This is a genomic window from Bacillus sp. ZY-1-1, assembly GCF_003047165.1.
Classification (GTDB): Bacteria; Bacillota; Bacilli; order Bacillales; family Bacillaceae; genus Bacillus; species Bacillus velezensis.
The window spans coordinates 1,615,064-1,638,135 of the sequence record NZ_CP027061.1 but is presented as its reverse complement, the minus strand read 5'-3'; the positions used below and the strand labels follow the sequence as shown (position 1 = coordinate 1,638,135).

Annotated in this window: 29 protein-coding genes; 10 read left to right on the top strand and 19 right to left on the bottom strand. The window is 48.9% G+C overall.

Annotation, left to right across the window (positions count from 1 at the left end; genetic code table 11):
• Window positions 1-25: 25 nt before the first annotated feature.
• The 5 genes from C5I45_RS08380 to C5I45_RS08360 all read right to left on the bottom strand — a co-directional run bounded on the left by C5I45_RS08380 (window position 26) and on the right by C5I45_RS08360 (window position 5,757).
• The gene (locus C5I45_RS08380) at window positions 26-316 is read right to left on the bottom strand and encodes a hypothetical protein (protein WP_003153325.1); all 291 of its coding nucleotides are present in this window, start codon (window positions 314-316) and stop codon (window positions 26-28) included.
• 112 nt (window positions 317-428) lie between these two features.
• Window positions 429-1,742: an NAD-dependent malic enzyme gene (locus C5I45_RS08375; protein WP_014305342.1), complete on the bottom strand. Its 1,314-nt coding sequence runs from the start codon at window positions 1,740-1,742 to the stop codon at window positions 429-431.
• A 12-nt stretch (window positions 1,743-1,754) separates the two neighbouring features.
• Complete coding sequence (gene nhaC, locus C5I45_RS08370) at window positions 1,755-3,161, bottom strand: Na+/H+ antiporter NhaC (RefSeq protein ID WP_107994333.1); 1,407 nt, start codon at window positions 3,159-3,161, stop codon at window positions 1,755-1,757.
• 141 nt (window positions 3,162-3,302) lie between these two features.
• Window positions 3,303-4,730: an aspartate ammonia-lyase gene (gene aspA / locus C5I45_RS08365; RefSeq protein ID WP_003153322.1), complete on the bottom strand. Its 1,428-nt coding sequence runs from the start codon at window positions 4,728-4,730 to the stop codon at window positions 3,303-3,305.
• A 37-nt stretch (window positions 4,731-4,767) separates the two neighbouring features.
• Window positions 4,768-5,757, bottom strand: coding sequence for a type I asparaginase (locus C5I45_RS08360; RefSeq protein ID WP_003153321.1), 990 nt, complete (start codon window positions 5,755-5,757; stop codon window positions 4,768-4,770).
• A gap of 176 nt (window positions 5,758-5,933) precedes the next feature.
• Between C5I45_RS08360 and C5I45_RS08355 the strand changes: the two genes are divergently transcribed.
• A complete protein-coding gene (locus C5I45_RS08355) occupies window positions 5,934-6,287 on the top strand; it encodes a helix-turn-helix domain-containing protein (RefSeq protein ID WP_003153320.1) in 354 nt (117 codons plus the stop codon).
• 10 nt (window positions 6,288-6,297) lie between these two features.
• Here the strand turns inward: C5I45_RS08355 and C5I45_RS08350 are convergent, their stop codons facing one another.
• Both C5I45_RS08350 and C5I45_RS08345 read right to left on the bottom strand, forming a co-directional pair.
• A complete protein-coding gene (locus tag C5I45_RS08350) occupies window positions 6,298-7,461 on the bottom strand; it encodes a TIGR00375 family protein (protein ID WP_015388049.1) in 1,164 nt (387 codons plus the stop codon).
• Window positions 7,461-8,015, bottom strand: a complete 555-nt coding sequence (locus tag C5I45_RS08345; protein WP_003153317.1) for an NUDIX hydrolase — start codon at window positions 8,013-8,015, stop codon at window positions 7,461-7,463. Before C5I45_RS08345 ends, C5I45_RS08350 begins: the two co-directional genes overlap by 1 nt.
• A 78-nt stretch (window positions 8,016-8,093) precedes the next feature.
• Here C5I45_RS08345 and mciZ point away from each other — a divergent pair, with 78 nt between their 5' ends.
• Complete coding sequence (gene mciZ / locus C5I45_RS08340) at window positions 8,094-8,216, top strand: Z-ring formation inhibitor MciZ (protein WP_003153315.1); 123 nt, start codon at window positions 8,094-8,096, stop codon at window positions 8,214-8,216.
• A 62-nt stretch (window positions 8,217-8,278) separates the two neighbouring features.
• Complete coding sequence (locus C5I45_RS08335; RefSeq protein WP_024085553.1) at window positions 8,279-9,199, top strand: aldo/keto reductase; 921 nt, start codon at window positions 8,279-8,281, stop codon at window positions 9,197-9,199.
• Between the two features lie 32 nt (window positions 9,200-9,231).
• Here C5I45_RS08335 and C5I45_RS08330 read toward each other — a convergent pair whose 3' ends face one another.
• The gene (locus C5I45_RS08330; RefSeq protein WP_003153311.1) at window positions 9,232-9,456 is read right to left on the bottom strand and encodes a YqkE family protein; all 225 of its coding nucleotides are present in this window, start codon (window positions 9,454-9,456) and stop codon (window positions 9,232-9,234) included.
• A 122-nt stretch (window positions 9,457-9,578) separates the two neighbouring features.
• Here C5I45_RS08330 and C5I45_RS08325 point away from each other — a divergent pair, with 122 nt between their 5' ends.
• Entirely contained in the window at window positions 9,579-10,493 is a 915-nt protein-coding gene (locus C5I45_RS08325) for an alpha/beta hydrolase (RefSeq protein WP_003153309.1), read from the top strand.
• A gap of 39 nt (window positions 10,494-10,532) precedes the next feature.
• On the opposite strand, the gene C5I45_RS08320 is transcribed toward C5I45_RS08325, so the two are convergent.
• The 5 genes from C5I45_RS08320 to C5I45_RS08300 form a co-directional block, all read right to left on the bottom strand.
• On the bottom strand, window positions 10,533-10,772 hold the full coding sequence (locus tag C5I45_RS08320) for a DUF2552 family protein (protein ID WP_003153307.1): 240 nt from the start codon (window positions 10,770-10,772) through the stop codon (window positions 10,533-10,535).
• The gene (locus C5I45_RS08315) at window positions 10,747-11,109 is read right to left on the bottom strand and encodes an iron-sulfur cluster biosynthesis family protein (RefSeq protein ID WP_014305346.1); all 363 of its coding nucleotides are present in this window, start codon (window positions 11,107-11,109) and stop codon (window positions 10,747-10,749) included. The genes C5I45_RS08320 and C5I45_RS08315 overlap by 26 nt, the downstream gene beginning before the upstream one ends.
• A 71-nt stretch (window positions 11,110-11,180) precedes the next feature.
• Complete coding sequence (locus C5I45_RS08310; protein WP_014305347.1) at window positions 11,181-12,149, bottom strand: GNAT family N-acetyltransferase; 969 nt, start codon at window positions 12,147-12,149, stop codon at window positions 11,181-11,183.
• A complete protein-coding gene (locus tag C5I45_RS08305) occupies window positions 12,146-12,490 on the bottom strand; it encodes an antibiotic biosynthesis monooxygenase family protein (RefSeq protein ID WP_043867257.1) in 345 nt (114 codons plus the stop codon). Before C5I45_RS08305 ends, C5I45_RS08310 begins: the two co-directional genes overlap by 4 nt.
• Window positions 12,491-12,502: 12 nt before the next feature.
• The gene (locus C5I45_RS08300) at window positions 12,503-12,973 is read right to left on the bottom strand and encodes a GNAT family N-acetyltransferase (RefSeq protein WP_003153297.1); all 471 of its coding nucleotides are present in this window, start codon (window positions 12,971-12,973) and stop codon (window positions 12,503-12,505) included.
• A gap of 215 nt (window positions 12,974-13,188) precedes the next feature.
• On the opposite strand from C5I45_RS08300, the gene C5I45_RS08295 reads away from it, so the two are divergent.
• The 5 genes from C5I45_RS08295 (at window position 13,189) to C5I45_RS08275 (ending at window position 16,483) form a co-directional block, all read left to right on the top strand.
• Window positions 13,189-14,415 carry a DNA polymerase IV gene (locus C5I45_RS08295; protein ID WP_060387030.1) on the top strand — a complete coding sequence of 409 codons (1,227 nt, stop codon included), beginning with the start codon at window positions 13,189-13,191 and terminating at the stop codon, window positions 14,413-14,415.
• 14 nt (window positions 14,416-14,429) lie between these two features.
• Window positions 14,430-14,774, top strand: a complete 345-nt coding sequence (locus C5I45_RS08290; protein WP_003153295.1) for a YolD-like family protein — start codon at window positions 14,430-14,432, stop codon at window positions 14,772-14,774.
• A gap of 99 nt (window positions 14,775-14,873) precedes the next feature.
• A complete protein-coding gene (locus tag C5I45_RS08285; RefSeq protein ID WP_003153294.1) occupies window positions 14,874-15,080 on the top strand; it encodes a YqzH family protein in 207 nt (68 codons plus the stop codon).
• A gap of 73 nt (window positions 15,081-15,153) precedes the next feature.
• Window positions 15,154-16,224: an AI-2E family transporter gene (locus C5I45_RS08280; protein ID WP_025852785.1), complete on the top strand. Its 1,071-nt coding sequence runs from the start codon at window positions 15,154-15,156 to the stop codon at window positions 16,222-16,224.
• Window positions 16,225-16,315: 91 nt separating this feature from the next.
• Window positions 16,316-16,483 carry a DUF4083 family protein gene (locus C5I45_RS08275; protein WP_095324145.1) on the top strand — a complete coding sequence of 56 codons (168 nt, stop codon included), beginning with the start codon at window positions 16,316-16,318 and terminating at the stop codon, window positions 16,481-16,483.
• 1 nt (window position 16,484) lies between these two features.
• On the opposite strand, the gene C5I45_RS08270 is transcribed toward C5I45_RS08275, so the two are convergent.
• The 5 genes from C5I45_RS08270 to C5I45_RS08250 all read right to left on the bottom strand — a co-directional run bounded on the left by C5I45_RS08270 (window position 16,485) and on the right by C5I45_RS08250 (window position 21,041).
• Complete coding sequence (locus tag C5I45_RS08270; RefSeq protein WP_025852786.1) at window positions 16,485-16,874, bottom strand: VOC family protein; 390 nt, start codon at window positions 16,872-16,874, stop codon at window positions 16,485-16,487.
• Between the two features lie 24 nt (window positions 16,875-16,898).
• The gene (gene coaA / locus C5I45_RS08265; protein ID WP_107994332.1) at window positions 16,899-17,858 is read right to left on the bottom strand and encodes a type I pantothenate kinase; all 960 of its coding nucleotides are present in this window, start codon (window positions 17,856-17,858) and stop codon (window positions 16,899-16,901) included.
• Between the two features lie 75 nt (window positions 17,859-17,933).
• Window positions 17,934-19,283, bottom strand: coding sequence for a D-serine ammonia-lyase (dsdA, locus tag C5I45_RS08260; protein ID WP_107994331.1), 1,350 nt, complete (start codon window positions 19,281-19,283; stop codon window positions 17,934-17,936).
• Between the two features lie 16 nt (window positions 19,284-19,299).
• Window positions 19,300-20,076, bottom strand: coding sequence for an SDR family NAD(P)-dependent oxidoreductase (locus C5I45_RS08255; RefSeq protein ID WP_025852789.1), 777 nt, complete (start codon window positions 20,074-20,076; stop codon window positions 19,300-19,302).
• A gap of 5 nt (window positions 20,077-20,081) precedes the next feature.
• Complete coding sequence (locus C5I45_RS08250) at window positions 20,082-21,041, bottom strand: MBL fold metallo-hydrolase (RefSeq protein WP_014305354.1); 960 nt, start codon at window positions 21,039-21,041, stop codon at window positions 20,082-20,084.
• Between the two features lie 393 nt (window positions 21,042-21,434).
• Here C5I45_RS08250 and proC point away from each other — a divergent pair, with 393 nt between their 5' ends.
• Window positions 21,435-22,277 carry a pyrroline-5-carboxylate reductase gene (gene proC / locus C5I45_RS08245; RefSeq protein WP_014305355.1) on the top strand — a complete coding sequence of 281 codons (843 nt, stop codon included), beginning with the start codon at window positions 21,435-21,437 and terminating at the stop codon, window positions 22,275-22,277.
• A 34-nt stretch (window positions 22,278-22,311) separates the two neighbouring features.
• On the opposite strand, the gene C5I45_RS08240 is transcribed toward proC, so the two are convergent.
• Window positions 22,312-23,058, bottom strand: coding sequence for a polyketide synthase (locus tag C5I45_RS08240; RefSeq protein ID WP_014305356.1), 747 nt, complete (start codon window positions 23,056-23,058; stop codon window positions 22,312-22,314).
• Window positions 23,059-23,072 lie beyond the last annotated feature (14 nt).

Below are 23,072 nucleotides of genomic sequence, written 5' to 3'. Positions count from 1 at the left end.
TCATTACAAAAAAATCCCGATGTGTTCATGAATACGGCTCATGTTTCGACCGGTAAGCGCGCAGAGACGTTTTGGCAGATGAATAGCTCCCCATGGCGGCGTATCCGTAAAAAAATCCCATGAAAATCCCCGCATACACGTGTTCATGGTGACCGAAAACGATAGACACAACATTTCCGGCAGCAAGGGCAATCGTGGGAACGAATATGCCCGGAACCCGGCAGAACACTTTGATCAGCTGTGTAACGCATAAGACGACCGGCACGCCGATCACAGCATCCCAAATATTTGTATGGATCAGCGGAAAATAATCCACATTGACACCTCTTTATTCCGTCTTTTGCTATCTGTTAGCCTGCCTAAGAATTCCGTTTCCTATTCATGATAAAAAAACAGCACCGGCACATGTCCGGTACTGTAAGAGTTGTTTATTTTCCTGCCGCGGCCCGTTCTACGGCTGCTGATACAGCCTGATGCACGTCCGCATCCAAAGGCTGAGGCACGAGATCGCCGTGTTTTGTGCAAGAGGCGATGGCTTCTGCGGCCGCCACAAGCATTTCATGGTCGATTTTCTTGCTTTTGGCGTTCAGCGCGCCGCGGAAAATCCCCGGGAAGCCGAGAACATTATTGACCGAGCGGCCGTCGGCTGCATAAGCGGCTCCGGCTTGTAATGCGTCTTCCGGTTCAATCTCCGGCTTCGGATTAGATAAGGCCAGAATGACATGTCCTTTTCTGACATCCTCTTTTTTAATGAGACCCGGAACTCCGGTGGTGCTGATCACAATGTCACACGTGTCCATTAAATCTTTGATGCTTCCAAGCGGCTGACCTCCGTACTGAGCGAGGCGGTTCATTGCGTCTTCTGACTTGTCCGTTCCGCAGACAGCTTTGACTCCGTATGCCATAAACATGCGGCAGATGGCGACGCCTGCCGCGCCGAGACCGATCTGTCCGACCTTCGCTTCTTTTAAATCAAGACCGGCGCTTTTACAAGCGGAAATGGCGGCGGCGAGCGTGACGACCGCCGTGCCGTGCTGGTCATCGTGCATAACCGGAATGTCCAGTTCTTCTTTCAGGCGGTCTTCAATGTCAAAGCAGTGAGGCGAACCGATATCTTCAAGCAGAATTCCGCTGAACCCCGGAGAAATATGTTTTACCGTGCGAATAATTTCTTCCGGATCAGAGGTATCAAGCAAAATCGGAATTCCGCTGATACCCGCCAGCTGGTCAAAAAGCGCGGCTTTCCCTTCCATTACAGGCATTCCGGCGACAGAACCGATATTGCCGAGGCCGAGAATCGCCGTGCCGTCGGTGACAATGGCGACAGAATTGCTGATTGTCGTATAGATGGACGCTTTTTCAGGCTCGTTTTCAATCAGTCGGCACACATCGGCGACGCCCGGTGTATAAACACGGCCAAGCTCAGCCAATGTCCGGATCGGCATTTTGCTTTTCATCTGAATTTTGCCGCCTTCATGAGCAGAGAGCACTTCATCTGAGACTGTATGAAGCCGGATGCCTTCACCGAGAGCTTCAATGGCTTGAATGATTTCCTGCAGCTGCTCTTCATTTTCGGCCTGCACCGTGATGTTGCGCATTGTGTAGTTCGGGCCGACTTTAACGGTTTCTACTTCCCCGATATCTCCGCCCATCACTCCGATGGCGGTTGCCACTTTTCCGAGATTTCCGGGAACAGTCGGCGTTTCAATCATTAACGTCCGAATCATATGCTTTGTAATCATGAAATGAACCTCCTAACCCAATTTTTGAGATTGCAAGGATTTTTCTTTCGTGTACCAAATGAATTTCCCCGTGTATCCGTACAATATTGCCAGTCCGATAGATACAAAACTGAGCCACATGAACGGCAGATATGAAAATGTGGATACGCCGAGAATGCCGGCCATATAGATGCCGTTATCAGACCACGGCACCATCCCTGAAGTAAGCGTGCCGCCCACCTCTGCGTTCCGGGATAAAACTCTTCTGTCAAGTTTCAGTTTATCATAACTGTTCTCCATGATTTTCGGCGTCAGGATCAATGACACGTACATCGCACAGCCGAAAATGTTTCCTAAAAGGGCGACGATCAATGTCGAAAGCGTCACATTTCCCGGTGTGGTCAGCTTTTTCTCAAAAGTTGAGACAATCACTTTTAATACGCCGAGCTTCTCAAGAATTCCTCCAAAACCGAGACCGAACAGGATAACGACTAACGTATCCAGCATACCGGTAATGCCTCCGCGGTTTAACAGGCCGTTTAAAAATTCGACGTCCGTTTTAATAGAAAAACCATTATAAGCAGTCGCGATGGCACTGGCAAAATTCATTCCCTGAAAGACGGAAGCCCAGATTGCGCCAAGCAAAGCACCGATGATAATAACGGGCATAGACGGCTTTTTCAAAATCAGAAGGACAACGACGACAACAGCAGGAATGAGCATCCATATATGAATGTCAAACGTTTTCTGCAATGAAGATTTTAAAAATTCCACTTTGTCGAGATCAATATTTTTTCCGCCGTATATAAATCCCGTTACGGTAAATAGAATGGCCGTAATAATATAGGACGGAATTGACAGATACATCATCGCTCTGACGTGTGACAGCACATCCACCTTAGAAAGCGTGGAGGCAAGCACCGTACTGTCAGACAGCGGTGAAAGCTTGTCTCCGAAGTAAGCGCCGGACAAAACGGCTCCCGCTACGATCGGAAGCGGTATACCCATTCCCTCTCCGATGGCAATCATGGCGATCCCCGCGGTTCCCACGGTTCCCCACGATGTTCCGGTCGCAACGGACATAACGGAACAGATAACCAGTGTAGCCAGAAGGAAAATATGAGGATTAATAAACTCTAAACCATAATAAATTAACGTCGGCACAACGCCGCCGGCAATCCATGTCCCGATGAGCGCACCGACCGAAACGAGAATCAACACCGCTTCAAGACCGTTTGATATCCCGGTGACAATCGAATCCTGCAAGTCTTTATATGAATATCCCAGCCTGACTCCGAGAATAATAGCGAAAAACCAGGATATTAATAGAGCTAGCTGGATCGGCAGGTCGAAAAACACTGTGAACGATAAGACAAGTGCTAAAAACCCGAATAATAAGATAATAATTTCCAATAAATTTGGCAATCTGACCTCTTTCACAAGAAAATCCCCCTAGAAGAAAAAAGCTAAAACGCTTTCATCAAATGATATAACAAATTATACTATACTGCCTCATCCCTTTGTATGGCAACCGCCTATTCACTGAAAAACGTGAAAAGGCGGCTGTTGTTGCTTTAAAATTTATTTTTCTAATAGATCTTTTCCGGCAATCCCCGGTTTTGTCATTTCATACGGATTCAAAATGATATCCAATTCTTCTTCTGTCAGTACATCATTTTGAAGGCAGAGATCTCTTACAGATTGCCCCGTCATGATGGCTTCACGGGCAATTCGCGCAGCCGCTTCATAGCCGAGGTGCGGATTGACCGCTGTAATGACGCCGACGCTTTTTTCCACGTATTGCTTCAGACGTTTTTCGTTGGCTTCAATTCCCGCCAGACAATGATCGGTAAATGAACGGAACCCGTTATTCATGATGCTGATGGATTGAAGCAGGTTAAATACGAGTACCGGCTCCATTACGTTAAGCTCCAGCTGGCCCGCTTCTGAAGCGAGGCAGATCGTATTGTCATTCCCGATGACCTGGAAGGCGATTTGGTTGATCAGCTCTGCCATTACAGGGTTGACTTTCCCAGGCATAATGGATGATCCCGGCTGACGGGCGGGCAGTGAAATTTCCGCAAGGCCCGCGCGCGGACCTGAAGCCATTAAGCGCAGATCGTTGGCGATTTTAGACATGTTCATCATGCATACTTTCAACGCGGCTGAAACTTCCGTATACGCATCAGTGTTTTGTGTGGCGTCAACCAAATGGCCGGCGCCGACAAGCGGCAGTCCGCTGATGTCAGCCAGGTGCTTTACAACCTGTTCTATGTAGCGCGGATCGGCATTAAGCCCCGTCCCTACGGCCGTTGCCCCCATGTTGACTTCATACAGATGCTGGCGGGATTGTTTAATTCGCTTTATGTCACGCTCGAGCACGCGGCTGTATGCTTCAAATTCCTGTCCGAGACGGATCGGCACAGCGTCCTGAAGGTGTGTGCGCCCCATTTTAATGACAGAATCAAATTGTTTCGCTTTATCCTTAAAGACACTCAGCATATGCGCCATCGTATCAAGGAGCTTATCCAAAAGTTTTAAGGTGGAAATATGGATTGCCGTCGGGAACACGTCGTTCGTCGATTGGGACATGTTGACGTGTGTGTTCGGGCTGAGGTGAATGTATTCACCTTTTTTATGGCCCATGATTTCAAGGGCTCTGTTGCCGATTACTTCGTTGGCATTCATGTTCATGGACGTTCCGGCTCCCCCTTGGATCGGATCGACGATGAATTGGTCATGCCATTTCCCCTCAAGAATCTCGTCTGCGGCCTGGACAATCGCATTTCCGATTCCTTCATACAGCCGTTTTACATCCATGTTGGCAAGCGCCGCCGCTTTTTTGACGATGGCGAGCGCATTAATCATCTCTTCGTGGATGCGGTAGCCGGTAATCGGAAAGTTTTCTTTCGCGCGCAGCGTTTGGATTCCGTAATACACATCAGCTTCAATTTGTTTTTCTCCGAGGAAATCTTTTTCCTGACGATATTCTTTTTGCGCGTTTGTCATGCTAAAACCCTACTTTCTCTTTGTGGTAGTCATGTTTTTACAGTACAACGTCGTCTGCGATCGGTGTCTCCATAATGTTTTTGACTTCAGCCAAGTTGTGAGACTGGCCGAGCGCCCACATTAATTTCGGCACGATGGCTTCCGTGTTCATATTTCTGGAGCGGATAATGAGATCTTGATTGACTCTTCGGCCGACTTCATAGACGCTCATGTCCTCTCCTTCTTCAAGACATTGTGTCGTAATGACGACGACAATGCCGCTTTCAATCATTTCATTGACTTTGGCGAGAATGTCTCTTCCTTCAAACGGCACGCCGCCGCTGCCGTAGCTTTCAATGACGATCCCTTTGTACATGCCCTTTAATGCGTCAAACATTTCCGGTTTCAGCCCCGGGTGGAGCTTGAGCAGGCACACGTCCGTGCAAAGTGAGGTATTGACCGTAAAGGCATCGTCTTTTGGCATGTGCACTTGTTTGTTGTATTCAATTCCGTTTTCGGTAATAAACGCGATATACGGATAGTTAATGCTCTCAAATGCATCATAGCTTTTCGTTCTTAATTTAATGGCGCGTGTGCCTTGAATGACTCTGCCGTCAAATACGACGTATACGCCGCCCACCCCTTCACATGCGAAGCGGATCGCGTCTGTGATATTTTTTTTGGCATCGGTTTTTTGAAATGTAATCGGAATTTGCGAACCCGTAATGACGATCGGTTTATCAGCATGCTGAAGCATATAAGACAGTGCCGCTGATGTATACGCCATTGTGTCTGTCCCGTGCGTAATGACGAACCCGTCATATGCGTCATATTTTTCTTTGACAGCATTTGCGATTTCGGCCCAGTATTCAGGCTGCATATTTGTGCTGTCGATGTTCATTAACGAATGGGTTTCCATCGTGTAATCGTTATCAAGTTTTGATACGTAGGTTAACAATTCGTCTGCTTTCACCCCGGGTGCAAGCCCGTTTTCTCCTTCGACTGAGGCGATTGTTCCTCCGGTTGTTAACAGCAATAATTTTTTCATACCCTGCACCTCTTCATCCATTTCTCAAGATGTGTTAAGCATTCGCTTTTCGCATACTTTTAATCAAATTATAGACAGACGATTGAAATTAATCAAGTGATTATTATTCAATTCGCGTACACTTTTGCATATCGATATGATATAATTTGCTCAAGTGAAAAGGAGCGGTTTTGAATATGAATTTAGATCGTTTAACTGAACTGAGAAAAAAGAAAAATTGGTCTCTTCAATATACGGCTGACCGTCTCGGCATCGCCAAAAGCACGTACGCCGGGTATGAATCAGGATACCGGCGTCCGTCATTCGAGGCGCTGGGCACGCTTGCCGATCTGTTTGACACGACGTGCGACGATTTACTGGGGCGCACTGAAAAAAAGGCGGAGCCGTTTACCCAGACCATCGAATTAACAAACGCCGCACAAGGCCGCGGCACACTGACCGTTGACGGACAGCCGCTGAATCAGGATGAAATCATCGAATTGATTGCGTTTGTCCGCACGAAAAAGAAGGTGCAGGAGGAGCTCCGCTAAAATCCGGCTTTTACGGCTTGATTCTGCCGTACGTCCCTCCGCCCCCGGCCTCAAGGACGAGCTGCCCGGTGCGCGCTTTATGAATGACAGCCGCTATTTTAGGCTGGACGACATGCGCCAATTCCTCTTCTTGCGCCTGATGAAGAATCGCCATCTCCGTCCCGAAAGCCCGCTTCAGTTTGTCTAACGTTTTCGGCCCGACCCCCGGAATGAACTGCAGCGGGATTTGATGAATATACGGCGGCCGCGGCACGCGGCTTTTTTTCGGGCCGCTCAGTTCCTCTAGCCGTTCACTGACCCCTTTTGTCATAGTTTTCCCCCCGCACTCCGGACAGGCGGAAGCTCCTTTTTCAACCGGGCTGCCGCAGCGGTCGCAAGCCGTCCGGTAATACTTCCCGAGCTTCGGGTTCAGCCCGTAATTCGCCGTGATTTTTCTTCCGTCCTTCCCTTTTAAAGCCAGCGAAAATTCCGTGAAATTCGCTTCTTTAAGAAGCATTTCATTATATTCTCTGCCGATTTTTCCTAAGGAATGCGCATCAGAATTTGTTAAAAATGTATACGGATCAAGTTCCGTTACCCGCGAAGCCATGTCGGTGTCGCAGCTTAATCCGAGTTCCGCCGCATCAATGAGCGCCGGGTCGAAAACTTCTGTCAAAGAAGATATGACCCCTTTTCCGTACAGGCTTTTATGCGGGGTGAACATATGGGCGGGAATAAACAGCCCGCCCAATTCCTTTGTTTTCCTTTGAAGATTCAAACCGGTTTCATAAATACGCTGGGAACTGAGATGGATATTTTTAAGCCTTTTTGCGAGCCACTCAGAAAACATCTTCATTTCGGCAAGAGACGGCATAAAGACGAGAACGTGAATCGGCCCGCGGCATGTGTGATCATAGATTTCAAGCTCACTGCCCAACAGAAGCGTCGTATTCCGATACCGGATGCCGCCTTCTTTCAGCTCACGGTATCTGCCTTCATCAATTCCGCGCTCGATTTCTTCTATGACTTCCGGGGAATGGCAGTCGATGATTCCCAATAGTTCAATTCCCTTCCCCTCACTGGCCTCTTCTAAAATCCGATGCAGCGTCAACGTTTTGGCCCCGGTGATTTTGACCGGTTTTCCCGTATAGGTGCGGCCGATATGAATATGCAGATCCGCATAGATGGTTTTCATCATTTTTCCTTCAGCGCTTCTTTCAGCTGGAGATACTGAATCGCATACGCCGTTTTTGCGTCATACACCCTGCGGGATTCAATCAGCTTCACGGCCTCTTCAAGCGTGACCTGCATGACTTCGACAAATTCATCCTCATCCAGTTCGCGCTTTTCTTCCAGCGGCGAAAGCCCTTCCGCAAGAAAGAGATGCACGATTTCATCAGCAAACCCGGGTGATGTATAAAAAGCGGTGATTTTCGTCAAGGTTTCCGCCGTATATCCCGTTTCTTCCTCGAGCTCTCTTAACGCCGTATGTTCCGGCTCTTCCCCCTTTTCAAGCTTCCCGGCCGGAATTTCAACGATTGTCCGTTCCAGCGGCTTTCTGAACTGGTTCACCAAAATGATTTTTCCTTCTTCTGTCACCGCGAGTACGGCCACCGCTCCCGGATGTTTGACGATTTCCCGCTTGCTTGTTTTTCCGTTCGGGAGCTCTACATCCTCTAAGTAAAGATCTATGACTTTCCCGTCATACAGCTTTTTTTTCGCAAGTGTTTTTTCTTCTAAATGTTTCATCATGTCATCTCCCGTTCTGTCTCTCTATTATGCCTCATATATTTTATCATACATGCATGAGAGGGAGGTGCTTTTCGATTGAAGGTGTACCGGAAGGATAAAAGTATCGTATTGGTCGGAAAGGCGTGGGAAGTGCGGGCTAAACTGAAAGAATACGGACGGACATTCCGCTATGTCGGAGATTGGATCACCGGGCCTTAACAGTTGAAAACTTCGCGCCTTTATATTACGGTCAATAAAAGACTATAAAAAGGAGCGAAACGATGAGAAAACGCACACTGGGACATTCTGATTTAGAAATAAGCGAAATCGGGCTCGGCTGTATGTCGCTGGGGACGGATAAAGCTGAAGCGCTGTCTATTTTGGATGAAGCGATCGAGCTTGGAATCAATTATTTAGATACCGCTGATCTTTATGATTTCGGCAGAAATGAGGAAATTGTCGGGGAGGCCGTCAAAAACCGCAGGGACGACATCATTTTAGCCACGAAAGCCGGAAACCGCTGGAATGATGATAAAGACGGCTGGCATTGGGACGCCTCCAAAGGATACATAAAAGAAGCGGTCAAAAACAGTCTGCGCCGGCTGAAAACGGACTATATCGACCTTTATCAGCTGCATGGCGGCACGATGGAAGATCATATTGACGAAACGATCGAAGCGTTTGAGGACTTAAAACAGGAAGGCGTCATCCGGTATTACGGCATTTCCTCGATTCGTCCGAATGTCATTAAAGAATATGTGAAAAAATCAAATATCTCAAGCGTTATGATGCAATACAGCCTGCTGGACCGGCGTCCTGAGGAGTGGCTTCCCCTTTTAGAGGAGAACGGGATCAGCGTAGTCGCCAGAGGGCCTGTCGCTAAAGGGCTTCTTACGGAAAAACCGCTTGATCAAGCAGCCGCAAGCGTAAAAGAGAACGGCTATTTAACATATTCTTTTGCAGAAGTGGAAGAAACCAAAAAAGCGATCGGCGCTGCCGCACCTGACTTGAGCATGACGGAGCTTTCCCTTCAATACTTACTGTCACAGCCGGCCGTCGCTTCTGTCATCACCGGAGCCAGCTCACTTGAGCAGCTGAGAGAAAACTGTTCGGCTGCAGAGGCCCGGCGTTTAAGCAGCCAGGAAATCAAAGCCCTGCAATACCATACAAAACGGGACGTATACGAAGCCCATCGTTCTTAAACAATAAAACCGGCACCTTGTCAGATGCCGGTTTATTTATATTTGTGCCAATCGAGACTGCTTTCATTCAGCAGCTCTTCAAAGCTTTTATGTTTTTCTTTTTCTTTTCGCTTTCTGATTTGTTCCGCTTTTTGCTGCGCCTGTTTTTTCTCGTCTTCTTCCTTCAGCTCACTTTTCATTTGCAAAAGCCTGGCCTTCAGATCTTCCCCCAGATCGTCTTTTAAGCTGTGTTTTTCTTTAGACAGCTGCTTTTTCATCATTACGCCCCCCGTATCTGAATATGGTGAAGCAAGTGTACCACGGAGCGCCGGCGGCCGGCAACGTTCACGGTCCTGAAAAGCCGGAGGAAGGATTTTTCATATGAAAGGAGGGCGCCTGTGTGAAAAAATGGCTGGCGGTGTTCGGTTCGGCTTGCGCAGTCTTTTTGGCTGCCGGATTCGCTTTTACGAATCTCATTATGTTTATGAAGAAAAAGACGGATGAAGATATCATGAAAAAAGAAACGGCGGACGGGCATGATAGATTTGATTCCTTTCAGGCCATGGAAAAAGAAGAGGCCGTCATCCTGTCACGCCACGGGTATGAGATCAAAGGCTTTTACGTCGCCCCGCATCATACGGCAAACACCATGATTATTTGTCACGGCGTTACCGTAAATTCGTTCAATTCATTGAAATACATGGATTTATTTTTAGATTCAGGCTGGAATGTGCTCGTATATGACCACCGCGGGCACGGAAAAAGCGGCGGCAGAACGACGAGCTACGGCTATTTTGAAAAAGATGATTTGGAAGAAGCCGTGAATTGGGTGAGACACAAAACGGGAGACGGCGGTCAAATCGGCATCCACGGGGAATCGATGGGAGCGGTGACGGCCTTATTATACGCGGGCGGGCATCAGGATGAAAAAGGCGCTGATTTTTATATTGCGGACTGTCCGTTCGCAAGCTTTCGCGATCAGCTCGCCTACAGACTGAAGCGGGAGTTCCGGCTGCCTCCGTGGCCGCTTCTGCCTTTGGCTGATTTCTTTTTGCGGATGAGAGAAGGATACCGTATCCGTGATGTATCGCCTCTATCGGTTATCAGCCGAATCCGGCAGCCCGTGCTGTTTATTCACAGTAAGGAAGATGATTATATACCTCCCGCTTCTTCCGAATTGCTGCACCGCAGAAAACGCGGACCGAAGATGCTCTATCTGGCCGAATCGGGCGGGCATGCCATGTCGTACACCAAAAATCCGGAGAGCTACCGCAAAGCCGTTCAAACCTTTTTAGATACCATGACGCAAACGTAAAAAAGCGAAAGAACGTATGCTGGTTCTTTCGCTTTCCCGTCATAAAACGTCGGTAATCCCGTCCATATTTTCTCCGATCCAGTCAATGGCGAGGTCGATTGTCGTAAACTCCTGCGCTTTGAAGGTCATCTCATCCTGAAGCAGCCAGACATCCTTCTGAACGGATTCAGCGCCTCCGATGGACCAGTGCAGCAGACTGTACGGGTGGTTGTTGTTCAGAAAGGATACCCACGTTTTATGCTGTGCCGTCTGTTTAATGGCTTTCAGCTTTTGATTCACTTTCCGTTTCTCCCTGCTTTACTAATATGCTCATTCTCGGGCTCAGCATCTCTGCCGGGCTTTTTAAGACGAGCGTTTTTGCCTTTTCATTGTAATCGATTGTCATTTCCTCGTCAAAAAACACTTTTTGTGAGGTCTGGATGTAAAGCGGAAGTCCGTTGGTTTCAATGGCTTCGCATTGTCCCGTTAATTCGTCCGCCAGCCAGATGGTCGGCACGCCGCTCACCGCGCACCCGCAGCCTTCTGCGTCATAGCGGAGCTGCGCTTTTTTCCCCGGGTTGGCGTCCATCGCCTGCTGAAGTGTGTGTTTCGCCGCATCCGTCACATGTATTTGCATAGATGATCCTCCGTTTTTCATTTTCGCCATTGTAGCATACCGAGCCGCTGTATGCATTGTTTCTGCTTTCTTTACAGAAGCCCGCTCTCCCAGTCCTTTGCCTCTTGTTCAGCCGCCTTGATCCAGTCATTTTTCCCTTCACTATACTTTGCCGTATCGTACGGGTATGCCTTAGCGAGCCGCCGTTTCAGTTCCATGTATTGAGCCGCTTTTTCAGGCTTTTCAGTGAGGTAATCCCGGAACAGCAGATGGCGCTTCACATCCGGATGGCCTGTTTCGTATATGTGGACGTGGTGTGTGCGCTTGCTGCCGCCTTTTTGAAAGAAACGCCGGCCCTCTATCCCGTTTTCCCCTTGCGCCTCATAGCCGAGTGCTTCCAGCTGCGGGCTGAATCGGTCAGCATCTGAAATATCTTTGACCTCCGCCAGTATATCGATAACGGGTTTTGCGGCCATTCCCGGGATGGAGGTGCTGCCGATATGGCTGACAGAATGAAGTGCGGGGCCGAAGATTCGGATCAAGTCCGCCTTCTCTCTTTCAAACATCTCTTTCCATTCCGGCTTGTACGGAACAACTTCCGCTTTCCTCTTCGGATAAAGATGAAAAAACGAGAGGGTCAGCCCTTCCGGCGTCTCTGTCTGTCCGGCTTCTGTAAAGCCGGTTTTTAAATAGAGAGAGACTGCCGGAACGTTTTGACTGGCGGTAGCCGCCTCTATTTTTTGGGCGTCCCGGTTTTGGTCTATCACAAATTGAATAAGCGCCCGTCCGATTCCTTTCCGAAAGCCGGACGGGTGCACCGTCAGCCTGCATATGACAAGGTCATATCCCTTTTTTTCATACGAAATGACGCCTGCAAGCTGATCTTTCTCCTTGAAACCGGCAAACGTCTCCCGTGACCGCTGTATGTCACCGGGTGTTTCATGCAGGGCTGGAATGCCGAAAAAGCCGATCAGCTCGGCTTCTTTTTGATAAGAGCAGCGTTGAACCGCCGCAATTTCCCGCGCCGTCTGTTCTTGTGTATGCCGTAAAAATGTAATCAATCTTCCGCCCCTTTTGACGCAAACATCCGCTGTGACTCCGTCTTCGTAATGCGGACCGCGTACGCTTCATACCAGGCGCTTTTTCCTTTTTGTTTTGCCGCCCGGTGATCAGTATGGTCTTTCCACCTTTTAATCGACTCCAGGCTGTCCCAGTAGGAAACCGTGATGCCGCAGCCGTTTTCCTCCCGAACGCTTTCCGCGCCTAAAAAGCCCGGCTGTCCGCCTGCCAAATTCATCATGCGCTCTGCCGTATGCTCATATTCCTCATCATATTTTCCCTTTATTGATGAAAAAATGACCGCATAATAGGGCGGTTTGGGCGTGTCAGCTAAAAAACCCATATTCATCCCCCTCTACATATATTTCACAAACAGAATCCGGTCTTCTCCCGGACCGTCATAATTCGCAAAAACAGGGATTCCGTTTACGGTTTTGGTTCCTTTTTCAACTTCAAAGCCTAATTTTGTATGATAAGCGATTGATACTTTATTGACGGGCGCCGTCACGCAATTGACTTTTGTGCAGCCCCTTTTTTTCACCGTCTCCATAAATCGATCGTAGAGCTGTTTTCCAATTTGCATTTTTCTGAAATCCGGATGCACACCGGAAAAATGAATGTAGGCTGTCTCAGGGTCTGATTGTGACTGAAAACCGATTAAAAAACCGGTCATTCCCTCCGGCCCGTACGTGATAAAGCTCGTGTCCTGAAAATGTTCAAAAAACAAGCGCGGCAGTTTGTCTTTCATCTGCCTGCCGCCCCACCATTCATTCAAAACAGACGTAACCATTTCATAGTCTTCAGAGGTAATTGTTCGAATATCCATTATCGATTGACTCTCCTTTTCGTCCGGCAAAATGAATGTCAGCTCTTCTCATTGGAATATAAAAAATTATATGTGGGTTGTTTGCAATTGTAAATGATTTCTTTTCAAGCAAACGAATCAGCACGTCTTCCAGCCGGGGAATGATTTACCAGTATAAACGTGATCATTGTTCGGGTACAATGAAAAACAGAACAAACGTTCTCGGAGGTTTTTTTATGGCTGATATTCTTCTTGTTGATATGCAATCGTTTTATGCGTCTGTGGAAAAAGCGGAAGCGCCTCATCTCAAAAGCCGGCCCGTGATTGTCTCGGGAGATCCCGAAAGACGCAGCGGCGTCGTGCTTGCGGCTTGTCCGCTCGCCAAACGATACGGCGTAAAAAATGCCGAACGGCTGTGGGAAGCGCAGGCCAAATGTCCCGACGCCGTTATTGTCCGTCCGCGGATGCAGCGGTATATTGATGTATCCGTCATGATTACCGAACTGTTTGAACGGTATACCGATCTTGTAGAACCCTACTCCATCGATGAGCAGTTTCTCGACGTGACCGGAAGCAGGCGGCTGTTCGGTGATCCTTTTACAATTGCCGAAAGCATTCAGCAAGCGATCATGCGTGAATTCGGAATTTATGCCCGTGTCGGCATCGGGCCGAATAAGGCGCTCGCGAAAATGGCTTGCGACCATTTTGCCAAAAAAAACGCATCCGGCATCCACAGATTGGATATGTCAAATATCAGGGAGGATCTGTGGCCGCTGCCGGTCGGAAAATTATTCGGCATCGGAAAACGGATGGAGCATCATTTAAGACAGATGGGCATCAGCACAATCGGCGGGCTTGCCGGGCACCCCGCCGAACTGCTGAAAAAACGCTGGGGCATTAACGGCGAATTGCTTCAGCGGACAGCCCGCGGCATCGATCCCTCTCCGGTCACCGTCAACACGCACAGCCGGCAAAAAGCGATCGGCCATAACATGACCCTCCCGAGAGACTACAGCCGCTTTGAGGATATCAAAGTCGTGCTGTTGGAGTTAAGCGAAGAAGTGGCCCGCCGCGCCCGTTTCAAACAATACATCGGCCATACGGTTTCGGTCAGCATCAGAGGCGCTGATTTTGAATTCCCTTCAGGTTTTCACAGACAGAGAAAGCTGGTCTCTCCGACTAATTTCGGAATGGATATTTTTAAAGCGGCGGTCAAGCTCTTCAAAGAGCATTGGAACGGTGAGCCCGTCCGCAGCGCCGGCGTCTCCCTTTCCCAGCTGGAGCCCTGTGATTATGTTCAGCTGAGCCTGTTTGATGCTCAGGAAAAAAAGATCAGTCTCGGCAAAGTATTGGATGATATTCATGAGCGGTACGGCCCTGCGTCGCTCCTCCATGCCGCTTCGCTGACAGAGGCCGGCCAAGCCTTTCACCGGGCTGAAAAAATCGGCGGGCATTACAAATAATTGAGGTGATATACATGAATCCGAACAAATTAACACCCGGGTATAATGTCATGTGGGAATCAAGCCGGATGATGCTGCCCGAACATCGGGAGCAGCTGCTTGCAAAAAAACGAAAAGAACGGGAATTCCGGCCTCCGGAACTGAGCGCAGAGCAACTGAACGACATGAACCGCATCATTGCGGCGTCGATTGAAGAAGACAGAGCCATCTCGGTCACCTATGCTTCAGCACGCGGCCCCCGCCGCTTTTGGGGATGGGTGAAACAAGTGAGGCATGACGAAAAACGTTTAAAAATCATAAACGATGAAGATGCGTTAACGCTGCCGTTTCATCTTATTCTCTCGGCTGAACTGGAATAAAAGCCTAAATCGTCCTGACAGAAAATATGATAGAAGAGTGGGAGGATCACATGATATTTAGTAGAATAAAGATGAATGACAAGAATAGGAGAATATATGATGGATCAATTTATAGAAAAAATGCTGGGACAAGCCCTCCGCCAGTATGGACGGAATGTGTCGACAGATCCGCTGAGCCCCTATGAAAAACAGAGTTTAAAAAAAGCTTTAGAAGAAAGAAGGAATGAAGAACCCGATGAGGATCTCCATGCCCATGTAGAAGATATTATCTACGATTACGTCACCAATCAGGGGCAGTTTTCCTGACACGGACGTTTATGCACCGGGCGAAAAGGGAAACGTCCGAGAGTAAACCCTTAAAGATTGCGTGGTGCAGGATATGCCTGTCGGGCCTTATTTCAAGATCGGCTATGCCGTTCTTCTGTTATTTCTCATCATTTATCTTGGAACATTAATAGACTTTTTGTTCCAGCCTGTTGTGATTACGGTTAAAACCTTGTTTCCGCCCATTGTATTATCGGGCGTCCTTTACTATTTGTGCCGCCCGCTCGTCAGAGTGCTGCATGCGAAATTAAAGCTGCCCCAAGGAATCGCGATTTTAGCGATTTATGCGGGAACAGCCGGCCTTTTTGTCCTCTTCCTGTATACGGCGGGCCCTGCCGTTCAAAAACAGTTTACAGCCTTCACAGATCATATTCCGGAGCTTTCCGCAAAAGCTGAAAATTGGATCGGACACCTTCAGGACAGCAAATGGTTTTCCAGGCTTCAGCATGGGGATTCCTTTAAAAAATTAGCGGACAAAGCCGCAAATTATTCCGGTTCAATCGCTGATTCTCTCAGCAGTCTGGCCGGTACGGCTGCCAATGCCGTCATCACCGCAGCCATTATTCCGTTTGCGCTGTATTACATGTTAAAAGAAGGAAATAAAGCCCCCCGGCGACTGCTGCGGCTTCTTCCGGAAAAACATCAAAAAGAAGGAAAACAAATCCTTCGGGACATGGATGAAGCTCTCAGTTCATACATACAAGGACAGCTGCTCGTCAGTTTCTGTGTCGGCGTTCTCGTCACAATCGGCTATTTTATCATCGGGCTCGATTATCCGCTCGTTCTGGGCGCGTTCGCCATGGTGACAAATCTGATTCCGTTTATCGGGCCTTGGATCGGCACATTTCCCGGAGTCATTGTCGGATTGTTCGATTCACCGACCGAGGCGGTGCTGGTGATTACGGTCGTCGTCATTGTCCAGCAGCTTGAAAGCCAGCTGATTTCCCCGCAAATTATGGGACGGAAGCTGGACATTCACCCGCTGACCATTATTTTTCTTCTGCTTGCCGCCGGCAAATTCTCAGGAATTGCCGGGATGCTGCTGGCCATTCCGGGATATGCGGCCGCAAAAGTGGTCATAAGCCACATGCAGAAACTATTCATTCTCAGAAAAAAACAAAGCTAGGAGAGAAATGATTCATCCCCCATGTCTTCACATTGGTTAAAATGAAAAAACGGCGGGCTGAAGAAGCCCGCCGCACACGGAGGTAAAAAAGATGAACATCGGTGATGTCATTTTTCAATTGATTTCATTTATTGCAGCCGCATTTTTCCTGCTTGCCGTGATATACGTATTCAGAAGCTTGAAGCAGCGCCGCATACAATTGGACAGAATCGAAAAGAAACTCGACGCGCTGCGCGAAGAAAAAAACGAGAAGTTATAGTTCATTCAGAGGCAGGCGCAGCCAGCTCCACCTTTATCCGATCCGGGTCCTCCGTGTATACGGCGTAATGCGTGCTTCCGCCTGCATATGGATGGCGGTCCCTGTAAAGCACGGGGCATCCTCTGGCAAGCAGCTTTTCCGTCATCTCGTCAACCTGCTCTCTTGACGCAGCATGAAAAGCCAGATGGTTCAGCCCGACCCGGCATCTGTGGTACTCCGGTGTTAAAAAACGCTCCTCTGTCTGTACAAGCACAACATAAAATCCGGCGTTTTTCCAGCTGATGCCGGAGTCCCAATTTTGAAACTCCCTATAACCGAGCTCACCTAAAAACCATCCCCAAAACCGGGCGGAGGCTTTCAAGTCAGATACATACAATTCAATATGATGCATCATAATATTCGCTTCCTCCTCACATCACACCCGCCTTACCAGCACCTCTTCAACTTTATGGCCGTCACCTTTCCTCAAAATCAAATCCGATCTGAATTTTGTCGGCAGGATATTTTCATACAGATTCGGACGGTTGACGCTCTCCCAAATGGAGGCGGCCATGGTATCCGCTTCTGCATCAGACAAATCCTTAAATTTATGAAAATAAGAAGCCGGATCCTGAAAAGCGGTTTCTCTTAAGAGGCGGAAACGCTCCAAATACCACGTGAAAATCCGGCTTTCTTCGGCATCCACATAGATCGAAAAATCAAAGAAATCCGATACAAAAATCCGCGGATCTTCCCTGTCGTCCTCTAAGGTCGGCGACTGCAGGACATTGATTCCTTCGATAATAACGATATCCGCACCTTCGACAACCTCGACGGCGCCCTCTTCCCTGTCATAGGTAAGGTGGGAGTATACGGGCGCCTCCACTCTCTCTTTCCCTGACTTTATATCGTTCAGAAACTCAAGCAGCGCTTTCACGTCGTAGCTTTCCGGAAATCCCTTTCTGGACAGAAGGTTTTTCCTTTTTAATTCCGCCGTCGGATACAAGAAACCGTCGGTTGTCACCAGGCTCACCTTCGGCCTGTCCGGCAGACGGGAAAGAAGCTTTTGCAAAATTCTCGCCGTCGTGCTTTTGCCGACGGCGACGCTGCCCGCGATTCCGATGATAAACGGGATTTTCGCTGAATGCGGATGTTTCAGAAACACGTTGACATGCTGATTCCGTCTTGCGGCAGACGTGACATGAAGATGGAGCAGTCGCACAAGCGGAATATAAATCGTTTCTACTTCTTCCACCGACAGGTAGTCATTCAGCCCCTCTACGGCCTTGGCTTCTTCCTCCGAAACGGCAATGGAAAGATGGCCGCCGAATCCGGCCCACGACTCGCGGCTGTGCTGCGTATACAATGTATGTAAGTTCAATTCTTTATTTTTCACAATTCACACCAATCTCTCTGTATGGCTTTCCGATTAAAAAACAAACGCTTACAAAGATTGTAACGGAAAACCGCCTCACTGTCTGCCCATTTTTTTCACAAATGAGGAACCGATCCGGCTGTACTCTTCCATTTCCTCCTTGGGAACCATGCTTCCGCCGGTGCTCCACACAAGGTGCACGGCATTTTTCATCTCAAGCCCCCGCTCTTTTATATAACGGTTACCGGCTTCGGTCTGAACGAACTTGACGGCTCCGGCCATACCGGCGAGTGCAGAGGGTTCAAGGCTCTTATTCTCGGCCGCTCTTAATTGATAAAGCAGCGAAAAAAGCGTGCCGTCATCAGCGGTATAACAGCCGCTGAGTACAGGCTCCATCAGAGGGCCGGCCAGTCCGGACGGCCTTCCTACCGCAAGTCCGTCGGCGGCTGTTTGATTATCAAGGCCGATATCCTGCACGCCGATTCCGTCATGCAAGCCGGAAAACAGTCCTAACAGCATACACGGTGAATGCGTCGGCTCACCGAAAAAAATATGGACATGCTCGCCATAGATCAGCTTTAGCGCAAGCGCGACGCCGCCCGGGCCTCCTCCGACCCCGCACGGCAAATAAACGAAAAGCGGTTCATCTGCACCCGGCTTTATGTTCATTTGATCGAGCTGCTTTTTCACACGGCTTCCCGCAACGGCATACCCCAGAAACAGATCCCGGGAATGCTCATCATCAATAAAATAACAATAAGGGTCCTGCTTCGCCTGAATGCGCCCCTCTTTGACAGCCAGACTGTAGTCTGCTTCATATTCGATGACGCGAACCCCCTTTTCCCGGAGCAGCTCCTTTTTCCACTGCTTTGCGTCACTGGACATATGAACGGTCACACAAAAGCCGAGCTTCGCGCCGATTATGCCGATACTCAGACCTAAATTGCCCGTAGAACCGACGGCTATAGAGTATTTTGAGAAAAAAGCGGTAAACCGTTCCTCAGTCAATATGCTGTAATCATCGTCTGTTGAGAGCATTCCCGCTTTTAAAGCGAGATCTTCAGCATGCTTCAGCACTTCATAAATCCCGCCGCGCGCTTTAATAGAACCGGAAATCGGAAGTTCATTGTCGCATTTCAAAAGCAGACGCCCGGGGAAAGCCTGAGCGGCGCTTTGTTCCAGACGCTTTTTCATTTCATTGATGAAGACAAGCGGAGACTCAATGAGGCCTCCCGCCGCTTCCGTCTCCGGAAAAGCCGACGCGATATAAGGCGCAAACCGGCGCAGCCTTTCTTCCGCTTCGGCAATCTCCTTTTTCCATTCAGCGCCATTCTTTACTGGATCATCGGTTTTATGCGGGTTGATCCAAAGTACTTCACGCGCCTCCGCCATTTGCCTGACTAAAGGCTCTGTCATCAATGCCTTGTGTATATCCCGGTCGGACATTCCTTTCTCCCCCTTGTTACTTTTTCTTTAATGCGCGGCCGGCCAGTTTTTCTGTAAACGAAGGGAAAAGCTGATACAGCTTCGTCCCGAGGCTCATCCATCGCGGAAGATTCATTTCCCGTTTATCCGTCAGAATCACGGATGTAATACGCTCTGCCACATGGTCGGCATCAAGCATCCATCTGCCGACGCTTTTCACATAACCGCCCTCTTTATCTGCAATTGTAAAGAAGTCTGTTTTGATCGGACCGGGATTAACCGTTGTCACGGCTACACCCGTACCGGCCAGCTCAAGCCGCAGCGCATTGGAATACCCTAAAACGGCGTGTTTCGTAGCGGAATAAAGGCTTGATTTCGGCGTCGCCAATTTGCCGGCCTGTGAGGCGATATTGATAATATGGCCGCTTTTCGCATGAAGCATCACCGGAAGACAGGCCTTCGTACAGGCGATTAATCCGAAGACGTTCACTTCAAACATTGCCTTCATATCCTCCAAAGATGAATCAGCGGCTGTTTCAAAAATACCGAAGCCGGCGTTGTTGATTAATACGTCAACATGACCGATCAAACGCCTTACGTTTTCAGCCTCTTCTGCATGCCGGACGTCAAACGGAATGACATCACACTGTCCGCCGCGCGCGGTAATCGTTTTTTTCACTTCCTGCAAGCGGTCCTCCCGCCTGGCGGATAAAAAAACATGAGCCCCTTCTGCCGCGCAGGAATATGCAAGCCGTTCTCCGAGTCCGCCGGATGCTCCGGTGATCCAAATCCGCTTATCCGTTAATCTGCCCATTTCCTTCACCCCTTCACAGCTTTAAACATCAGAGTATTTCCCGACTGAAAGGATTCAGCCTCCCCTTTTGCAGCCAGTACGTCAAGATGGCCGATCGTTTCTGACATCGTTAAAAACAATTCATTTTCATACACAGCCGGAAACAGCCGCCGGCATACCTGGAAAGCCGTCAGCGTTTCCTCTGACAACAGGCGCAGCACATATTCCGACCGGTTTCTCTGTTTTTCAAGCCGCCTGTCAAAAGCAGGCTTTACGTCCGTCAGCAGATCGCCGTGTCCCGGATATAAAAGGGACGGGTTTACGTCATACAGCCGCTTCATTGAGTTCAAGTAGTCGAGCATCGGGGCCGCGCGCACGCCCCCCTTTTCCGGAGCTTCCAGAATCGGATTGGTGGAGCTGTTGGACAAAAGCAGATCGCCGCTGAACATTTCACCGCTTTTTTCATGGTAGAGCGCAATGTGAGAAGCGGCATGACCCGGGATTTCGAGCACCGTCCAGCCGTTAAGCCCGTCGATTTTCCCGCCTTCTTCCACTGTTTTCGTTAACGGACGGTTTGCAGAAAATAAGTACGACAGCTTAACTGTTTTCTGTATGTCTTCAGGCGTCAGGGGAACGCCCATTTCAGTCATAAGCGACAGAAAAAAGTCCTCCTGCCGGGCGATATACGACTGATCCTGAGTAATGTACCTGTCATTCAGCGGATGCCCGATCACTTCCGTATCCTCGGAAAAAAGGTGCAGCAGACCTGAATGATCTGCGTGATGATGAGTGAGCACCACCTGTTCTATATCCGCCGCAGAAACGCCGTGTTCCTTAAGCTGAAATGAGAGCGATTCAGCCGCTTCCTTTGTATTCGGGCCGCAGTCAATAAGGGTTAAGGCTTCATCTTTTATTAAATAAACGATAACGTCGCCGACTGCAAACGGAGTCGGCACACGTATCGGAATGATCTTTCTCGCTGCCATGTTTACGCTCCTTCGTTCTTTTCATTCCTGAATAATCATATTTTAGCGTTTTCTTTTCACTGTGTCATTATTGCGCATATCGGAAAAAAAGATTGACATCCCGCTCTTTCGCATAGCATAATGAACAACAAACTAGAAAACACGGAACGCGATGACGAGGAACTAGTATATAAACAACGGCAGCAGAGAGCAATGTCCCCGGCTGAAAGACATTGCGGCCCTCTTGTTTACAGAACCTGCCCTCAGAGCGGTTAGGAAAACCTAAACGTATCCCTCGTTACGGGATTTGAGCTGAGCACGGCTGATTCGTGCTAATGTAAGGTGGTACCGCGAAACCTTTTCGTCCTTTTTGACGGGAAGGTTTTTTTGTGTTTTAGAAGAAGGAGGATTTATATGAAGAAAATCGGTTTTATCGGGGCCGGATCAATGGCGGAAGCAATGGTGAACGGACTGCTGCAAAGCGGAATGACAGCCCCCGGACATATATATATGACAAACCGGTCAAATGACAGCCGGCTTGAAGAGCTCCAAAAAACGTACGGAGTGAAACCGTGCCGGGATAAAGAAGAGTTTTTCAGCAATACCGACATTATTGTTCTCGCCTTTAAACCGAAAGATGCGGCAGAAAGCATTGAGAACATTCGCGAATACGTGAAAGATCAGCTTGTGATTTCTGTCATCGCGGGGCTGACGATTCACACGATTCAGCAATATTTCGGCAGAAAGCTCACCATCATCCGGGCGATGCCGAATACATCCGCGGCCATTCAGCAATCGGCGACCGGTTTTTCCGCAAGCTCTGAGGCGAGTGAAGCTGAAATCCGGACGGCAAAAGAGCTTCTGGAAACAATCGGAGAAGCGACGCTCTTTGAAGAAAAACACCTTGATGCCGTCACAGCCATTGCCGGAAGCGGTCCCGCCTATGTGTACCGGTATGTGGAAGCGATGGAAAAGGCCGCCCTTCAAGCCGGCCTGCCGGAAGAAACGGCAAAAGAGCTGATTTTACAAACCATGGCCGGGGCGACGGAAATGCTCAGAACAAGCAGCAAACGGCCTGAACGCCTGCGTAAGGAAATCACAAGCCCGGGCGGCACGACTGAAGCAGGCCTTCGCGCATTAGACGAGCGCCGCTTTGAAGAAGCCATCATGCACTGCATCGCAAAAACCGCAGCCCGGAGCGCCGAAATTAAAGAACAATTCGCAGGCTCCGTTCTGCAAAAGACGGACCAGTCATAAAGCATGGGGGCATCCCATGCTTTTTTCATTCTGTTTAACTGCCGTATAAGCGGCTGATTCTCTCTTTTACTTCAGGAAGATGGAATGTGGCTTCGTGCATGTTTACCTCTTCCTCAACCGCTTTTGTCAGCTCTCTTTTGATCCGTGCGGTCACATTGGTTTTCAGCGCAACCAGTGAGGCTCTCGGTTTATCCGCCAGCAGCCGGGCCAATTCGCGGCCTCTTTGAAGGGCGTCTTTTTTCGGCAGCACTTCAAACGGAACACCCCGTTTTTCCAGAGCGGCGCCGCTGAAATTCGCGGCCGTAAACAGCATTTCTTCCCCGAGGACAATTCCCAGTTTTTCAGGCACAATATACGTCGCGCCCATTCCCGGTGTAAATCCGTACTTCATATAATTACAAGAATAAAAACTCTCTCTGCTTAAAATGACGAAATCCGAGCTCAGACCGATCGTAAAGCCGGCTCCGATCGCATGCCCCTGCATGACGGAAATCACAGGGATCCTGCAATCCAATAAAAGACTGTGAAGCTTTAAATCTGTAAATTGAAGCTTTCCGCTCTGAATGGTCAAAAGCCCCTCCTGCGTTCCTCCCGTGCAGAAATAATTTCCGTAACCCGTCAGAAGGACAGTTTTATAGGACGGATGGGCATTGATGTCTTGGAATACCCGGTGCAGCTCTCTTACAAACTCTTCTGACAGCCCGTTTTTCCCGGCCGTATCCTGCATTGTGACCTGCACAATGCCCGGTTCTGTTTCCTGTACATCAATCATTGGATTCATGTGTATTCTCCGTT

Bases quoted from the DNA above. Each gene is read 5' to 3' on its own strand.
- C5I45_RS08375 (WP_014305342.1), bottom strand. From the start codon at position 1,742: ATGATTACAAAGCATATGATTCGGACGTTAATGATTGAAACGCCGACT.
- aspA (WP_003153322.1), bottom strand. From the start codon at position 4,730: ATGACAAACGCGCAAAAAGAATATCGTCAGGAAAAAGATTTCCTCGGA.
- C5I45_RS08360 (WP_003153321.1), bottom strand. From the start codon at position 5,757: ATGAAAAAATTATTGCTGTTAACAACCGGAGGAACAATCGCCTCAGTC.
- C5I45_RS08355 (WP_003153320.1), top strand. From the start codon at position 5,934: ATGAATTTAGATCGTTTAACTGAACTGAGAAAAAAGAAAAATTGGTCT.
- C5I45_RS08350 (WP_015388049.1), bottom strand. From the start codon at position 7,461: ATGAAAACCATCTATGCGGATCTGCATATTCATATCGGCCGCACCTAT.
- C5I45_RS08345 (WP_003153317.1), bottom strand. From the start codon at position 8,015: ATGAAACATTTAGAAGAAAAAACACTTGCGAAAAAAAAGCTGTATGAC.
- C5I45_RS08335 (WP_024085553.1), top strand. From the start codon at position 8,279: ATGAGAAAACGCACACTGGGACATTCTGATTTAGAAATAAGCGAAATC.
- C5I45_RS08330 (WP_003153311.1), bottom strand. From the start codon at position 9,456: ATGAAAAAGCAGCTGTCTAAAGAAAAACACAGCTTAAAAGACGATCTG.
- C5I45_RS08315 (WP_014305346.1), bottom strand. From the start codon at position 11,109: ATGCAAATACATGTGACGGATGCGGCGAAACACACACTTCAGCAGGCG.
- C5I45_RS08305 (WP_043867257.1), bottom strand. From the start codon at position 12,490: ATGGGTTTTTTAGCTGACACGCCCAAACCGCCCTATTATGCGGTCATT.
- C5I45_RS08300 (WP_003153297.1), bottom strand. From the start codon at position 12,973: ATGGATATTCGAACAATTACCTCTGAAGACTATGAAATGGTTACGTCT.
- C5I45_RS08295 (WP_060387030.1), top strand. From the start codon at position 13,189: ATGGCTGATATTCTTCTTGTTGATATGCAATCGTTTTATGCGTCTGTG.
- C5I45_RS08290 (WP_003153295.1), top strand. From the start codon at position 14,430: ATGAATCCGAACAAATTAACACCCGGGTATAATGTCATGTGGGAATCA.
- C5I45_RS08285 (WP_003153294.1), top strand. From the start codon at position 14,874: ATGGATCAATTTATAGAAAAAATGCTGGGACAAGCCCTCCGCCAGTAT.
- C5I45_RS08280 (WP_025852785.1), top strand. From the start codon at position 15,154: ATGCCTGTCGGGCCTTATTTCAAGATCGGCTATGCCGTTCTTCTGTTA.
- C5I45_RS08275 (WP_095324145.1), top strand. From the start codon at position 16,316: ATGAACATCGGTGATGTCATTTTTCAATTGATTTCATTTATTGCAGCC.
- C5I45_RS08270 (WP_025852786.1), bottom strand. From the start codon at position 16,874: ATGCATCATATTGAATTGTATGTATCTGACTTGAAAGCCTCCGCCCGG.
- dsdA (WP_107994331.1), bottom strand. From the start codon at position 19,283: ATGTCCGACCGGGATATACACAAGGCATTGATGACAGAGCCTTTAGTC.
- C5I45_RS08255 (WP_025852789.1), bottom strand. From the start codon at position 20,076: ATGGGCAGATTAACGGATAAGCGGATTTGGATCACCGGAGCATCCGGC.
- C5I45_RS08250 (WP_014305354.1), bottom strand. From the start codon at position 21,041: ATGGCAGCGAGAAAGATCATTCCGATACGTGTGCCGACTCCGTTTGCA.
- proC (WP_014305355.1), top strand. From the start codon at position 21,435: ATGAAGAAAATCGGTTTTATCGGGGCCGGATCAATGGCGGAAGCAATG.
- C5I45_RS08240 (WP_014305356.1), bottom strand. From the start codon at position 23,058: ATGAATCCAATGATTGATGTACAGGAAACAGAACCGGGCATTGTGCAG.